Origin of the sequence: Pseudomonas sp. RAC1 (assembly GCF_030658255.1) — a bacterium.
GTDB lineage: Bacteria > Pseudomonadota > Gammaproteobacteria > Pseudomonadales > Pseudomonadaceae > Aquipseudomonas > Aquipseudomonas boreofloridensis.
The window spans coordinates 86,108-102,522 of sequence record NZ_JAUTXS020000035.1 but is presented as its reverse complement, the minus strand read 5'-3'; the positions used below and the strand labels follow the sequence as shown (position 1 = coordinate 102,522).

At 67.3% G+C, this 16,415-nt stretch carries 4 protein-coding genes; all 4 read right to left on the bottom strand.

The annotated features are described in order from the left end of the window. Nucleotides 1–4: 4 nt before the first annotated feature. The 4 genes from Q7C30_RS14870 to Q7C30_RS14855 all read right to left on the bottom strand — a co-directional run bounded on the left by Q7C30_RS14870 (nucleotide 5) and on the right by Q7C30_RS14855 (nucleotide 16,402). On the bottom strand, nucleotides 5–9,460 hold the full coding sequence (locus tag Q7C30_RS14870) for a non-ribosomal peptide synthetase (RefSeq protein ID WP_317871942.1): 9,456 nt from the start codon (nucleotides 9,458–9,460) through the stop codon (nucleotides 5–7). Between the two features lie 43 nt (nucleotides 9,461–9,503). Further along, nucleotides 9,504–14,312: a non-ribosomal peptide synthetase gene (locus tag Q7C30_RS14865; protein ID WP_317871941.1), complete on the bottom strand. Its 4,809-nt coding sequence runs from the start codon at nucleotides 14,310–14,312 to the stop codon at nucleotides 9,504–9,506. Between the two features lie 57 nt (nucleotides 14,313–14,369). After that, nucleotides 14,370–15,353, bottom strand: coding sequence for a TauD/TfdA family dioxygenase (locus Q7C30_RS14860; protein ID WP_295481865.1), 984 nt, complete (start codon nucleotides 15,351–15,353; stop codon nucleotides 14,370–14,372). 116 nt (nucleotides 15,354–15,469) lie between these two features. After that, a complete protein-coding gene (locus Q7C30_RS14855; protein ID WP_317871940.1) occupies nucleotides 15,470–16,402 on the bottom strand; it encodes an ABC transporter substrate-binding protein in 933 nt (310 codons plus the stop codon). Between the last annotated feature and the right edge of the window lie 13 nt (nucleotides 16,403–16,415).

Genomic DNA, 16,415 nt, shown 5'->3' with positions numbered 1-16,415 from the left:
ATCCTTAGTCTTCCATCTCTGATAACAGGCGTTGCATCTCGTCCAGCGCCTGGTCACCGAGCAGGCCCTGGGGCTGCTCGATCTGTGCGGCCAGCCCGGCGATGGTCGGGTCCTGGAACAGGCTGCGCAGCTCGATGCGCACGCCAAAGCGTGTCTCGATCTGGGTCATCAGGCGCATCGCCAACAACGAGTGCCCGCCCAGTTCGAAGAAACTGCTGGTCACCCCCACCTGCGGCACCTGCAACAGGTCCTGCCAGAGCTCGGCCAACTGCGTCTCCAGCGGCGTACGCGGCGCCACGCCGATCGCGCGGTCGAGTGTCGGCAACGGCAGGGCCTTGCGGTCGATCTTGCCGTTGCTGTTGAGGACGAAGCGGGGTTGCTCGACGAAGGCGGTCGGGATCATGTAGGCCGGCAGCCGCGCTTCCAGCTCGCGGCGCAAGGCCTGTTGATCGAGCGCCGAGGGCGTCTGCAGCCAGGCGAACAACCCCTGGCCGTCGGGCGCGGGCATGACGACCGCCTCCTCCACGCCCGGATAACCGCGCAGCAGTGTCTCCACCTCACCCGGTTCGATGCGGAACCCACGCACCTTGATCTGGAAGTCGCTGCGCCCGACATAGGCCAGGCGACCATCGCCCCGGCGGCGCACCAGATCGCCGGTGCGGTACATCCGCGCGCCCGGCTCGGGCGCGTACGGGTCGGGCAGGAAGCTGGCGGCGGTCAGTTGCGGCGCATGCTGATAGCCGCGCGCAACGCCGCTGCCGGCGATGTACAGCTCGCCGGTGGTGCCCAGCGGCACCGGACGCAGGTGCTCGTCGAGCACGTAGCAGCGGGTGTTGAGCAACGGCGTGCCGATGTCGGCGATGCCCTGGGGCGCTGTTTCCAGCGGTTGCAGCGTGGACCAGACCGTGGTCTCGGTCGGCCCGTAGGCATTGATCAGGCGCACCCCCAGTGCCGACAGGCTGCACACCAGCTCGCCCGGCACCGCTTCGCCGCCGATCAGGCCGCGCACGGCTGGCCAGTGACGCTGTCCGGTTTCCAGCAGCAGTTGCCAGCCGGCCGGCGTGGCCTGGAACACGCTGGCTTGGCGCAGCAGCTCGAACAGCCGATGACCATCGACCACTTGTTCACGCCGCGCCAGCAGCAGCGAGGCACCGTTGACCAACGGCAGGAAGAGCTCGGGCTTGCACATGTCGAAGGCGTAGGTGGTGCTGGCCAGCCAGACATCTTCGGCGCTCAGTGGCAGGTGCCGGTCGAGACCGGCGAGCAGATTGCCCAGGCTCTGCCGGGTGATCTGCACGCCTTTGGGCAGCCCGGTGGAGCCGGAGGTGTAGATCACGTAGGCGCGCTGCAGCGGGTGTACGCCAAGCTCAAGGTTGTTTGCCGGCTGCGAGGTCAGCGCCAGCCCATCGACCTCGTGCACGGCAGCCTCGCCCAGCACCTCGGCACTGCCCTGCTCGCCCAGTATCAGCACTGGGCGCGCGTGGGCGAGGATACTGCGCAGGCGTTCGCCGGGCTGCTGCGGGTCCAGCGGTAAATACGCGGCGCCTGCCTTGAGGATGCCCAGCAGGGTCGGCAACAGCCAGGGGCCACGGCTCAGGCAGACTGCGACCAGGTCGTCGCGACCGACGCCCTGCGCGCGCAGCCAGTAAGCCAGGCGATTGGCCCGCGCGTTGAGCGCAGCGTAGCTCATCCGTTCATCCTGGCAGTCCACCGCCAGGGCCTCGGGGGTGAGCGCCGCATGCCGTTCGAAGCGCTGGATGAGATCGTCGGTGGCCTGCTGCGTGCGACCGGGCAGGTTCCAGGGGCGCTCGGCCAGTGCGTGGTCGGTGTTGGCCAGGTCGATGTCCCACAGCGCAGCCTGCGGACGCTCGAGCATGCCGTGCAGCAGGTGCAGGTATTCATCGACGTAACGCTGGGCCGTGCTCGGCAGGAACAACTCGGTGTTGTACTCCAGCACGCAGGGCCAGCTTGCGCCCTGTTGCTCGACGTGCAGCCCCAGGTCGACCAGCGCGCTGTCGCTCTCCACCGCCAGACGCTGCGCCGAAAGGCCAGCGAACTGCTGCGAACCTTGGGTCAGATCGCTCTGGATCAGGTTGAACAGCGCCTGGAACAGCGGCGTGTGGCTCAGGTCGCGACGCACCTGGAGGGCGTCGACCAGGCGCTCGAAGGGGACGTCGGCGTATTGCTGGGCCTGGAGATGGTCAGCCTGCAGTTGCTGCCAGAACGCCTCGACCGTCTGCGTCGGCTCGATGACGCTGCGCACCACCTGGGTGGTGGCGAAGTAGCCGATGAGGTGGTCGGTGTGCGCCTGGTGACGGTGCGCCACCGGTAGACCCACCCACAACTCGCGCTGCCCACTGTGGCGCGCCAGCAGTACTTTCCAGGCAGCCAGCAACGGCGCGAAGGCCGTCAGGCCTTGCTGGCGGGCGCTGTCACGCAGGCGCTGCACCAACGCCTGCGGCAGCGTGAAGCGCAGGCGCCGGCCCTTGAAGCCCTGCACTGCCGGACGCGGCAGGTCGGTCGGCACATCCAGCACGGGCGGCTCACCCGCCAGCTTGTCGCGCCAGTACTGCAACTGCTGTTCGATCTGTGCTTGCCCGGCAGGGCCTTGCCAACTGTCGGCGATGTCGGCGAACTGCAACGCCAGCGCGGGCAAATCGGCGCTGCGCCCTTCCAACAGCGCCTGGTAGAGGGCTTGCAGTTCGTGGCAGAAGACCTCCAACGACCGCGCGTCGGCGATGATGTGGTGCAACGTCACCTGCAACACGCTGTGCGTCTGGCCCTGATACAGACGCACGCGCCACAGCGGCGCAGTGCCCAGGTCGAAGGCGCGCTTGGCCTCGTCGCTGAGGTACTGGGCGAACGCGGGCGAATGGGGATCGAGTGACAGCGTCTGCACGTCCAGGCGCCCCGTCGAGGTGTCCTCGACCCGCTGCACAGGCCCCGTCTCGTCGTCAACGAACAGGGTGCGCAGGCTGTGTTGACGCTGGGCGAGCTGCTCCAGGGCCTGTTCGAGCAGTTCCGGGCGCAACACGCCGTCCAAATGCAGGGCCACCGACAGGTGATACGCCTGGGTGTCGCCTTGCAGGCGGTCGAGGAACCACAGGCGCTGCTGGGTGAAATGCAGCGGCGCGCTGGACGTCTGCCGCGGGCGTAACAGGCTGTCGCCCTCGGTTTCGGTCTGTTCCAGGCACTTGGCCAGATCGACCAGTCGAGGGTGCTCGAACACCGCCCGCAGCGGCAGGCGTCGATCCTGCTGCTCGGCGAGGCGCGCCACCAGTCGGGCCGCCAGCAGCGAGTGGCCGCCCAGCTCGAAGAAGTGATCGAACGCACCGACTTCGTGGCAGCCCAGCAGCTCCCGCCAGAGATGGGCCAGCACCTGCTGCCAATGGCCTTCGAGCGCGCTGGCCTGCCCTTGCTGCACGCTCGGCGCCGGCAGCGCCTTGCGCTCGACCTTGCCGCTGGGGCTCAGCGGCAGGCGCTGCAGCCAGACGAACTGGCTGGGCAGCATGTAGTCCGGCAACTGCGCGGCGAGCGCCTCGCGCAGCACGCTCGCCGAGCGCTCGTCGCCGCTGTGGTAGGCCACCAGACGCTGCTGTTCGCCCTGCCCCAGCAAGGCCACGGCCGCTTCCTCGACACCGGCGATGGCGGCCATGGCCGCTTCGATCTCGCCCAGCTCGATACGCAGCCCGCGCAGCTTGACCTGGAAATCCACGCGCCCCAGGTAGTCCAGGCTGCCGGCGGCGTTGCGCCGGACCCGGTCGCCGCTGCGGTACATGCGGGCGCCGGGGACGAACGGGTCGGGCAGGAAAGCGCTGGCGGTCAGCGTGGGGGCGGCGAAGTAGCCACGCCCGAGATGCTCACCGGCCAGGTACAGCTCGCCGATCACGCCCTCGGGCACCGGTTGCAGGTCGGCATCGAGCACATAGGCGCGGGTGTTGGCCACAGGCATACCGATCGGCACCTCAGTGCCCCGCAGCGCCGCACTGCACACCTCGAAGGTGCTGTAGACCGTGGCTTCGGTGGGACCGTAGCCGTTGATGACCGACGCCCCTCGCGCCTGCATCGCTTCGGCCAAGGCCGCCGGCAGCGCCTCGCCACCGGAAATCGCCCGCACGCCCTCCCAGGTGCTGTGGGTGTGCGCGACCAGCATCCGCCAGGTCGCGGGCGTGGCCTGCATCACGCTGGGACGCAGGTGCTGCAACAGCGTATCGATGGCCTGCGGATCGCGGGCCTGCTCGCGGTCGGCCAGCAGCACGCTGGCGCCACGCGCCAACGGCAGCAGCAGCTCTACGATGGCGATGTCGAAGGTCGCGGTGGTCAGGGCCAGCACGCGATCGCCGGTGGTCAGCGGCAGCACCTGGTCCACCGCCTGCATCAGGTTGTCGAGGTTGCCACGGCTGATGGCCACGCCCTTGGGTTTGCCGGTGGAGCCTGAGGTGTACAGCACATAGGCCAGTTGCCCCGGATGCGGCGGGTTCGGGCATAGCGGCGCGTCGCAGCGCAAGGTATCGAGGTCCAGCAGCGGTGCCTCGGTGGCTGCCCGCAACGCCGGCAAGGTGTCGGCGGTGCCCAGGCACAGGGCCGGGGCACAAGAGGCGAGGATGTGCCGAGCGCGCTCGCTGGGCGTGTCTTCGGCAAGCGGTACGTAGGCGGCGCCGCTCTTGAGCACGGCCAGCATCGCCAGCGGCAGGCGATGGTCGCGCGGCAAGCACAGCACGACGCGCTGCTCAGGCCCGGCGCCATGGGCTTGCAGGGCGGCGGCCAGGTGGCTGGAGGCCTGGTCCAGTTCGGCGTAGTTCAACTGCCGCCCGGCGTCCTGCACGGCCAGCGCCTCGGGGTGGCGGGCCGCGTGGGTGGCGAACGCCTGCAACAGGCTTTGCCCAGGCGGCACCGCCACGCCAGGCAGACGCGCAGCGTCGCGCCCTGCCCCGGCCTGGTTCAACTCGCCCAGCGCGCGCTCGGGGTGGGTCAACTGGGCCTCGAGCAGCGACAGGTAGTCCTCGGCCATGGCCTGCACGGTCGATTCGCGGAACAAGTCGGTGCTGTATTGCAGGCTCAGGGCGATGCCATGCTCGCTGTCGCGCACGTCCAGGTTCAGGTCGCACAAGGCGCTGTCGGGCCGATTGTCGATCGGCTCGGCGATCAGCTCCGTCAACTCGAAACGCTCCAGGGCATTGCCGGGGAAGTAGTTGAACATCACTTGGAACAGCGGGTTGTAGCTGACCTGACGCACCACACCCAGTTGCTCGATCAGGTAGTCGAATGGCAGGTCCTGGTGCGACTGCACCGCCACCGACAAGGCCTGCAAGTCGCCCATCAGTTGCAGCAGGCTGCGCTCGCCCGGCAGGTGCTGGCGGTAGACCAGGGTGTTGACGAAGCAGCCCACCAGCGGCTGCAGCACGCCATGGTGACGGTTGGCCGCCGGCACACCGATCAGCACGTCCTGTTCGCCGCTGCGGCTGCGCACCAGAAGCTGGAATGCGCTCAGCAACGGGATGAAGTTGCTCCAGCCGTGGCGCGCACTGAAGGCGCGCAGCCGTGCGGCCAAGGCTTCTGGCAGCCGGACCTCGACACGCGCACCGGCCTGGCTGGCCTGGGTTGGACGCGGGAAGTCCGGCGACAGGTCGAGCACCGGCAGCTCACCGGCCAGTTGCTCGCGCCAGAAGGCCAGTTCCTGGCTACAGTCCTGGCCCTGCATCCACTGGTGCTGCCAGACCGCATAGTCGGCGTACTGCAATTGCAGCGGCGTCTGCTCAAGGGCCTGGCCGCTGCGCAGGGCGCGGTAGTGCTGGCACATGCCGTCGATCAGCAGGTGCAGCGACCAGCCGTCGGCCACGATGTGGTGGCAGTTCAGCGACAGCACATGCTGGTCTGCTTGCAGCCGGTACAGACGCACCCGCAGCAACGGCTCGCAGTCGAGCCGGAACGCTGTCATCGCGTCTTCGCGCAGCTTCTGGTGCAGCGCCGCTTCGTCATCGACCTCGATCACCGGCAGCGCCAGGTGCAGGTGCGCCAGCGCGTGCTGGACGGGACCGTCGGTGCCGTCATGGAAGCGAGTGCGCAACACCTCGTGCTGGTCCACCAGGCATTGCAGTGCCTGCTGCAGGTCGTCTACCGCCAGCGCGCCGCTCAGGCGCACCGCGCCGCTGAGGTTGTACGCCGGGCTCTGGGGGTCGAGCTGCTGGAGGAACCACAGGCGTTGCTGGGCGAAGGACAGCGGCACCGGCGTCGGCCGTGGCAAACGGCGCGGCCCCTGCTTGGCCGGCTGCTCGCGCGTGTCGAGCCATTCGGCCATCGCGGTGATGGTGGGATGCTCGAACACCACCCGCAGTGGCAGGTCCCTGCCGGTCAGCTTGCCGACCAGGCCGATCAGTTGCGTGGCCAGCAGCGAATGGCCGCCCAGCTCGAAGAAGTTGTCCTGCACGCCCACCTGCGCCAGCCCCAGCACCTGCTGCCAGGCGTCGACCATCTGCTGTTGCAGTGCACTGCTCGGCGCCACGTAGCGGGCCAGGCTCTGCGCTGCGAAGTCCGGCGCCGGCAGCGCCTTGCGGTCGACCTTGCCATTGCCGTTCAGCGGCAAGCGCTCGAGCAACATGAAGGCGCTCGGCACCATGTATGGCGGCAGGTGCGCCAGCACATGCTCGCGCAGCGCCTCGACGCTCGGCTCGCCGTCAGCGGTGACGTACGCCACCAGCACCTTGGCGCGCTGGGCATCGTCGCGCGCGACCACCACCACCTCGCGCACGCCTTGATGACGAGCCAGGCAGGCTTCGATTTCATCCAGCTCGATGCGGTGCCCGCGAATCTTCACCTGATGGTCGGTACGCCCGACGTATTCCAGATCGCCGTCAGGCAGCCAGCGCGCCAGATCGCCGGTGCGGTACAGGCGACTGCCGTCGTTGGCCAGCGGATCGGGCAGGAACACCGCGGCCGTGCGCGCCGGATCGGCCATGTAGCCACGCCCGACGCCGACCCCGGCAACGAAGATCTCGCCCACCGCACCCAGAGGCACCGGCTGCAGGTCGGCATCGAGCAGGTACAGCCGGTTGTTCAGGGTCGCCTTGCCGATCGGCACGTTGCTGCGCGTCTGCGGCAGGCGCTCGAACAAGGGGTGGAAGGCGACGTCGTCCGAACATTCGGCCGGGCCATAGGCGTTCATCAGCACGATCTGAGGGTGCTGGTCGAACCAGCGCCGCGCCAGGGCGGCGGGCAAGGCCTCGCCGGTGGCCAGCAGCCAGCGCAGGCGCGTGTGCTGCAGGTCGATGTCGAGCAGGCTCTGCATCAACGAAGGCACGGCTTCGAGCACCGTGATCCCTTGCGTGACAAGGGTGTCGGCCAGTCGCTGCGGATGCTGCATCACGCAGTCGGCCAGGATCACGGTGCGCGCGCCGAAGATCATTCCGGCCAAGGTCTGCCACACGGAAATGTCGAAGCACTGCGGCGCGCTCTGGGCGATGACATCGTCGGCATCGAGCGCCAGACCCGGCAACTTGCCGAGCATGTTGTTGAGCATCCCGGCCTGGGCGACCATGGCGCCCTTCGGCGTGCCGGTGGAGCCGGAGGTGAAGATGCAGTAGGCCAGCGACGCGGGATGGACCGGCAGGTCGAGGTCGGTGTCGCTGTAGTGCACCAGCTCGGCAGCGTCGTAGCGCAAGTGCCGTGGCGGCGCGTCGAGCAGCGCCAGCGCTTCGGCGGACAGCTCGGCCATCTCGGCGCTGTGCAGCAGCAGTGGCGTGCGGCTCTGGCGCAGCACCTGGGCCAGACGCTGCGCCGGGTTGCGCGGATCCAGCGGCAGCCAGCCGGCGCCGGCCTTGAGGATGGCCACGATCATGACCACCAGGTCCAGCCCGCGCTCGTCGAACACGGCAATCAACTGGTCGGGCTGCACGCCCTGCTCGCGCAAGTGGCGCGCCAGGCGGTTGGCGGCGCGGTTGAGCTGGTCGAAGGTCAGTTGCTGCTGATCGTGGATCAGGGCCACGTGGTGCGGGGTGGCGCGCACCTGTCGCTGCAAGCGCTCGATGTACAGCGGTTGCAGTGCCTCGGGTTGCGCGGCCAGTTCGCCGCCGGCCCAGGCGTGCTGGGTGGCGATTTCGCTGTCGTCGAGCATGCTCAGGCGGTGCAGCGGCGTGTCCGGGTCACGCCCCAGGGCTTGAGCCATCTCCAGCAGCAACCGGCGCAGGTGACCGAGCATGCGCTCCACTTCCGGGCGCAGGAACCAGTCGGTGAGGTAGGTCAACTGCAGGTGCAGGCACTCGCCGGGGATGATCACCACGGTGATCGGGTAGTTGGTGTGGGTTCGGTTGTGCATGTCGCTGATCAGGTAATCCAACTGCCCCTGCCGGACATCGTCGGTGATCGGCGCATTTTCGAAGACGAACAGGCTGTGGAACAGGTCCTGGCGCTGCACGTCGCTCCAGCCCTGAATCTCGGCCAGCGACACGCTCTCGTGCTCGCGCAGGCTCAGGCTTTCGTCCTGCAGCCCGCGCAGCCAGGCGCCGAGGCGATCCTGAGGATTGCACTGCCAACGCAGCGGCAGGCTGTTGATGAACAAACCGACGATGCTGTCCATGCCCGCCAGGTGCACCGGGCGCCCGGCCACGGTGATGCCGACCACCAGGTCGCGATCGCCGCTGTAGCGGCTCATGAGCAAGGTCCAGGCGCCCTGCACCAGGGTGTTCAGCGTGATGCCATGCTGCGCGGCGACCTGTTGCAGGCTGCGGGTCTGTTCGGCGCTGAGCCGCTGCACGCAGTCCTCGACCGGCTCGGCGGCCTCGGTGACGCGCCCGGCGTAGCCGAAGCCGAATTCGTTGGGCGTGTCGAAACCGGCCAGGCGCTGTTGCCAGAACTGCCGGTGGTCCTCGCTGTTCTGGCTTTCCAGCCAGCGCACGAAGTCGCGGTAGGGTCGCGGCTTGGACTGCTCCAGGCGCTGGCCTTGCGAAGCGGCGCGGTAGTTCTTGAAGAAGTCGACCATGATGATCGAAAAGCACCAGGCATCCATGAGGATGTGGTGATAGCTGCGCACGAACTGATAGGTGTCCGGCGCCAGCTTGTACAGGCGGATGCGCATGAGCGGCGCTTTGGTGAAGTCCAGGCCTTCGGCGCGTTCTTCGGCCAGCAGGCGGTCGAGGCGCTGCTGCTGGGTGGCGCCGTCCAGGTGCGACCAGTCCTCGAAGGTCAGCGGCAGCTCGACCTGTTTGTGCACCACCTGCATCGGCCGCTTCTGCTGCTTCCAGACGAACGAGGTGCGCAACAGTTCGTGGCGCTCGATCACCTGGGCCCAGGCCTGGCGAAAGGCTTCCAGGTCCAGGTCCGGAAGCACCATGACATGGCGGTACTGCAGCAGGTACATGCCTTTGCCGGCATTGAGCAGGCTGTGGAACAGCAGCCCCTGCTGCATCGGCGCCAAGGGATAGATCGCTTCGATGTTGCGCGAAAGTGCTTTGACCTTGTCGTTCATGCTGTCGGTATCCAAACCTTTGAAAGAAACACCGCAGGGGTGGTCACTGCTCCAGTTGCTCGAGCAGGGCGAGGAATTCGTCGTCGGACAGGCCTGAGTCGGCGAAGTCCGAGGCGGTCGCGCGGCCTGCCGAGGGGCCTTGGCAGTGTTCCAGCAGCGCCTCCAGCGTCTGCACCATCTGCCTGGCCAGCTCGCTGACCTGCGCCGTGCTGTGGCGCTGGGGGGCGTAACGCCACTCCAGGTGCAACTGGCCCTGCTCCACCAGCGCGGTGACATCCAGCCAATGGGTGCGCGCGGTGCCGGCGGCGCGCATCCCCGGACACAGCGGACGCGCCAGTTGCCAAAGCTGAGACTGGGCGAACCACTGATCGGCGCGGCCCAGGTAGTTGAAGGTCAGCAGGTCGGCAGCGCCCAGGCCATGGGCCGGGTCGGCGCGCAGCAGGCCATAGCCGATGCCTTGTTCGGGCACCTCGCGCAGCGCTTCCTTGGCCTGGACGATGGCGCTCGCCGGATCGTCGCTGGCCTTGATCGCCAGCGGATAGCGGCTGGTGTGCCAGCCCACCGAGCGCGACAGTTCGGGGCTGTCGTCCCAGGCGCTGCGGCCATGGCTCTCCAGCTCCAGGGTGACCTGCTCGCGGCCCAGCCAGCGGGCGATCACCCTGCCCAGTGCCGCGACCAGCAGGTCCTGGGTCTGGGTGGCATAGGCGCTGTTGGCTTCGCCCAGCAGGCGGTCGGTGTGCTCGGCCGACAGGCGCACCTCAAGCGTGCGGCTGTCGCCGTAGTGATTGTCACCTGCGGCATTGACCACACTGTCGGTGAGCTGGCGGCGCCAGTACTCGGCCTGGGCCTGCACGCGGGGTTCGGCGGCGTGCTGAGCCAAAGCTTCGCTCCAACGGTGGAAACCCGCCGAGACCGGCGGCAACGCGTGCTCGGGACGCAGATAGAGCTGTTCGAGCTCCTCCATCAGCACTTGCCAGGACACCGAATCGATCAGCAGGTGATGGGCATTGCACAGCAGTTGCTGGTCGTGGGTGAAGTACACCCAGCGGATCATCGGTGCCTGGTCCAGCGACCAGCCGCCTTGCCAGTGAGCGAGCAAGTCGTCATCCAGCGGGCGCGTTTCGAGGTGCAGCACGTGCAGGTCGGGCGTGGCGGGCTGGTAGCGCTGGGTCCAGCCCGTCGCATCGCGTTCGAAGACCAGTCGCAGGCTGGCGTGACGCTCCACCAGACGCGCCAGTGCAGCGGCCAGGCGCACGGTGTCCAGGGGCTGCTGCACGGCCAGCAGGATCGACTGATCCCAGTGCCCCGGCGTCTGCTGCTCCTGCTCGAAGAACCAGCGCTGGATCGGCGTGAGGGCAAACGCCGTCTCCGGTTCGACGGTATCGGCAGCGCTCGCGGCGGGCGCGTCCTTGCGCACGGCGACCTCGGCCCAGCCGCGTACGCTGGGGTACTCGAAAATCTGCTTGGGCTTGAGCGTCAGCCCGGCCTGCTTGGCCTTGGCGATGATCTGCAGGCTGAGGATCGAATCGCCGCCGACGGCGAAGAAGTTGTCGTCCAGTTGCAGCGCCGGCTTGCCGAGAATCTCCTGGGCAATGGCCAGCAGCCTCTGTTCGGTCTCGCTGCGCGGGGTGCGGGCGACCCGCGCCAGTTGCCGCACGGTGGGCTCGGCGAACAGTTGCTTGGGCGTCAACGTGATCTGCTGCTGGCGCGCCAGGGCGATGATCTGCAAGCCCAGGATGGAGTCGCCGCCGTGCTGGAAGAAGTTGTCGTCCACGCCCAGCGTCGGCTTGCCCAGCAGCGTGCGCCAGATCTCCAGCAACTGGGCTTCCAGCGCGTTGGACGGCGCTGCATCGGCCTGCGGCTGGGCCTCTGCGAGCGGCGCCTGATTGACCCGGCGCAGCAGCGCCTGGCGGTCCACCTTGCCGTTGGCCAGGCGCTCGAAGCGCTCGACGCGATGCCACTGGGCCGGCTGCATGTAGTCCGGCAACAGCGCTTGCAAGCGTGCCTGGATCGGCTGGAGGTCGTCGCTGTCGCTGATGAGGAAGGCCACCAGGCGGTTGCCGGTCAGGGCAACGGGCGCGTTCAGCACCTGGGCATCGTGCACACCGGGCAGTGCACGCAGTTGCTCGGCCACCTCGCCGGGCTCGACGCGATAGCCGCGAATCTTCACCTGCTCGTCCAGGCGGCCGAAGAATTCCACCCGCCCGGCAGTGTTGATCTTCACGCGGTCGCCGGTGCGATAACCGTGGGCGGTGAACCGGGCTTGGTCGGCCTCGCTGGCCTGGACATAGCCCAGCGCAACGGTCGGCCCCTGGATGCACAGTTCGCCTGCGACACCAATCGGCAGCAACCGCCCGGCGGGGTCGCGCACGCTGACCTGCACATTGGCCAGCGGTCGTCCCAGCGCAGCCGTGCCCGCGCTGTCCACCTCGTGGGTGAGCACGCCAATAGTGGTTTCACTGGGGCCGTAGTGGTTGACGATGCGCAGCGCGGGACGCAACTCACGCACCCGAGCGATCAGCTCGGCGCCGAGCGCATCGCCCCCGCACATCAGGCACAGGCGCGGCAACACGCGCTGCGGCTGGGACGCCACCAGCAAGGCATTGAGGTGTGACGGCACGATCTTCAGCAGGTCCACGGGCTGGTCTTGCAGGGTATCGGCCAGGCCCTCGGCATCGAACGCGAGTGATTCGTCCAGCAAGCGCAGGCGTCGGCCGCTGAGCAGCGCACCGAACAACGCAGTGTGCCCCAGGTCGGTGGCGCAACTGGCCAGGCTGGCCAAGCTGGCATCGACGGGCAGGTCCAGTCGGGCCAGGCAGGCGCTGACGTAGTGGATGAGGTTGCCGTGGCTGACGATCACGCCCTTGGGACGGCCACTGGAACCGGAGGTGTAGACCACGTAGGCCGGCGTCTCGGGCGCCAACTGTGGGCGCAGGCCGATGGTTGGAGCGTCTTTCAAGGAGGTGGGCTCCAGCCAGGCGATGGCGGCCGGCAGCCACTCAGGCCGCGCCGCTTGGCCAATCCACAGACACGGCTGCGCGTCTTCGCAGATGGCCTGCTGGCGGGAGGCGGGCCATGCCGGGTCGACCACCACGAAGGTCGCGCCGCTCTGCCACGCGGCCAGCATGTGCAGCACCAGCGCGCGGCTGCGGGGCAGGCACAAGGCGATGCGCTGGCCTGGCAGAGGCGCGCCCTGCCCTTGCAGATGGGCGGCGAGCACGGCGACCTGGCGACCCAGGGTGGCATAGTCCAGGCAGCCGTGCGGGTCTTCGAGGGCCACGGCCGCAGGGCGCTGCACGGTCTGCTCGACGAAGGCCTGCCAGGCATTGTCGAACACCGGCGCGCAGGTCTCGCCCTGCAATTGCGCCTGCTCGTGGGGCGCCAGCCAGTCCAGGTCGGCGAACGGCACATCCGGGCGCTCCAGCACTGCCTGCACCAAGCCGATGAACTGGTCACGCAAGCGGTCGACAGTGTCCTGCCGATACAGCGCCTTGCTGAAACGCCAGCGGCAATGGAAATGCCGGTCTTCGTCGTTGATCACCAGGTTCAGCGCATGGGCAGCGCCGCGCTGCTCGGCGAACAGGCGCTCGACATGCACCTCGTAGGGCATGGAACGGTCCTTGTTCAGCGTGAACATGTGCTGGAACAGGGCGCGGCCGTGCTCGCGCGGCAGCGCCAATTGCTGCATCAGGCGGGCGAACGGGTAATGCCGGTGCTGCAAGGTCTCTTTCACCTCGCGCTCCACGCAGCGCGCCCAGTCGATGCTCGATAGCGTCGGTTGCAGGGTGCAGCGCAAGGCCAGCGGATTGACCAGGTAGCCCGGCATGCGCAAGTGCTCGCGACGCAGTCGCCATCCGGCAGGCGTGCCCAGCACGAAATCGGTCTGCCCCGACAGCACGCCGAGGTATTGCTGGAATAGCGAGAGCAACAGCACGTAGGGCGTCACGCCAATGGAACGGGCCAGGGCGCGAATGCGTGCAGTATCGGTCTCGTCGAACCTGGCCGAGGTATCGCCGCCTACGTGGGCGGGTGTGTCGCTGGTAACGAAGTCGGTCGGCAGCACCAGCGCCGGGGCGTCCTGCAAGCGCGCCTGCCACCAGGCCAGCTCGCTCGCCTGCTCGGCCTCGCTGCGCCGATACAGGGCGCTGCCGAAGTCGCGGTAGGCCTGCGCATCGACCGGCGCCAGAGGCTGGCCGGCCAGGTGCGAGATCAACTCGTCGACGATGATCTGATAGATGGTCGCACCATCGGCGGCGATGTGGTGGATGCCCAACAGCAGGATGTAGTCGCAGCCTTCGGCGTGCCGGTTACAGACCAGCGTCAGGCGGCTGACATCGCCACGGGCCAGATCGAACGGTTCGTCGGCCAAGTCCGTGAGACGTTGGTGCAGGGCCTTCGGGTCGGCCGCCTGCAACTCGACCTGGCGCAACCCAAGCCACTGGGTCGGCGCGTCGCGCTGCACAGGCACGCCGTCGCGCTCGGCGAACGGGCTGCACAGCAGCGGATGGCGGTGCTGGACGTCATGCCAGGCGCGTTGCAGACGCGGCACCAGGTCTTCATCGAGCAGCGACGGCTTGAGCCGTGCGGCATAGGCGATGTTGTAGGCGCAGCTTTGCGGCTCCAGGCGGTGCAGGAACCACAGCGCCTGTTCGTTATCGGTCAGCGCACGGTCGCGGAAATACGCCGGGTGGGCGTCGAGCCAGCGCACCACGTCGGCGCCGTGGCTGCGTAGCGCCTGGGCGATCGACTCGTCCAGCGCGCCAGGTGGCGCATGGTCGACAACCACTTCACCTGCGCGGGCGGACAGACGAATGCCGCGCAGCCAGCAACCCTGCATCAGACGATCGAGCATTGGAGATCCTTCATGTATGAATGCGGTCAGGGCCGATCGCTCGGCCCGGCGAATGGATCACTGGCCGGCGAACGGCTCTGCCATGGCGACCACGACCTTGCGTGGACCCTGGAAGGTCGAACGGCCATGGGCCACGAGCATGTTGTCGAGCATCAGCACGTCGCCGGCCTGCCACGCGAAGGTGACCTGGCACTGCTCGAGAACCTCGCGGATGTGCGCCAGCGCCTGCTCTTCGATGGGCGAGCCGTCGCCGTAGAAGACATTGCGTGGCACCCCCTGCTCGCCGACGATCGACACCAGGGTTTCGCGTACCGCAGGCGCCAGGTTGGAGAGATGGAACAGGTGGGCCTGGTTGAACCAGACCCACTCGCCACTGACCGGGTGTTGAGCGACCGCCTGGCACACCTGGCGGGTGGACAGTTCGCCCTCCTCGTCCCACTGGAAATCGATCTGGCTGGCGCGGCAGTAACGTTCCACCTGATCACGGTCGTCGGTACTGAAGGCCTGTTGCCAGGTCAGGTCCAGGCCGTTGCCGTAATTGCGCACGTACATCAGGCGCTTGTCGGCGAAGCGCTGGCGAATGGCGGGATCGAGTCGCTGGAACACCTCGCGGCTGTCGGCAATCGGCGTTTCGCCGCCGACCGGCGAGGCGGTGATGCAGTGGAACCAGATCTTCATCGGCCAGCCCAGCGAGTAGGACTGTTCGTTGTGCAGGGGAATGACTTGGTGCGCGGGGTATTCGGTGGAGGTGTAGACGCGGCTGTTGAGCCGGGTGCGGGGCGTGGATGCGTAGTCGTAGGTCAGCAGTTCGTGGCCGAAGCTGCGGGCGAAGGCTTCGAAATCCGTCTCGTCGGAAAAGTCGAAGCCCCTGAGCAGCACACCACCGACCTGTGGCAACTGCTGCTCGATGCGGTGTACGAGCTCCGGCAGTTCACTGCGCCAACTTGCACCGGGCTGTCGGGGCGTGATTACCAGCGGGAGGGCCCTCTGGCCCTCGAGATCGACTGCCCGCTCCTGCACCCGTACCAACATGCTCTCCATGGACCAGTCCTCGCCTGAAATTACTGTGCGATTTTTTAGCTGGCCGACAACCTAATACAAAGATGTTACGAATTCAATTCCGAATCATTTGCATTGGCGATAGCAAAATGAAGGCATTACGGCGCATCTTGCAGCAAATAATCACGTTCGGCGATGTGTGACATCAGCAGATACGCCGAGCCGATCAGACCTTGCATCGTGTCTGGGAAACGGCTGCGATTTAAGTAAAGAAACTGTCGATTCTTCACCGCGAACAGGTTCTGCCATTGCGCCGAGCGGCGGAACGCAGCGGTGCTGGCCTCGGAACCGAGCATTTCTTCGTAGGTGTCGATGATGAAGTCGCTGTTGAAGTCGCCGACGCGCTCAAGGCTGTAGGGCACATTGCGACGCGCCTCGCGGTAGGCCGCCACGCGGCCCAGGCCGAAATCGGCGATCACATCGTCCATGCCGCCACGACCGATCAATTGAAAGCCGTCCGGGTATACCTCAAGGGTGGTCACGGTAATGCGCTCGGGCTGCTTGACGCGCTTCTTGAACTCACTCACCACCCATTGGTATTCCTTGAGCAATTCCTGATAGCGCGACTGCTTGCCGACCAGGTCGGCGAGCTGACTGGCGTAGGTCTTGATATCACCCTCGCGTACCGGCAGCAGCACCACGGGCGCAATGCCCGCGAGCTTTTCCTTGAGGTCGGCCTGGTAGGACAGCCCGACGATCAGGTCAGGCTTGAGCGCGGCGATGGCTTCGATATCCGGTGCCTGATGCGAGCCGACATAGCGGATGGCACTGACATCGAAACGCTCCTGCACGCCACGCAGGGTGACATCGGAGAACAGCTTCTTGCGCCCCGTGGAGCCGCAGGGCGTGATACCCAGTTCGAGCAACTGCGCTGTCAGGCTGAAATCATGCAGCGACACCACGCAGCGCGGCGCCACGGGCACTTGCACGCGGCCGAACTGATTCTCGAAGGTGCGGGTCTCGGCTGCGGTGGCGGGCGGTATGAGGCAGATCAGCAGCAGGCACAGCAGGCCGGTCAATTGGCGCAACATCATCGGTTCTCGG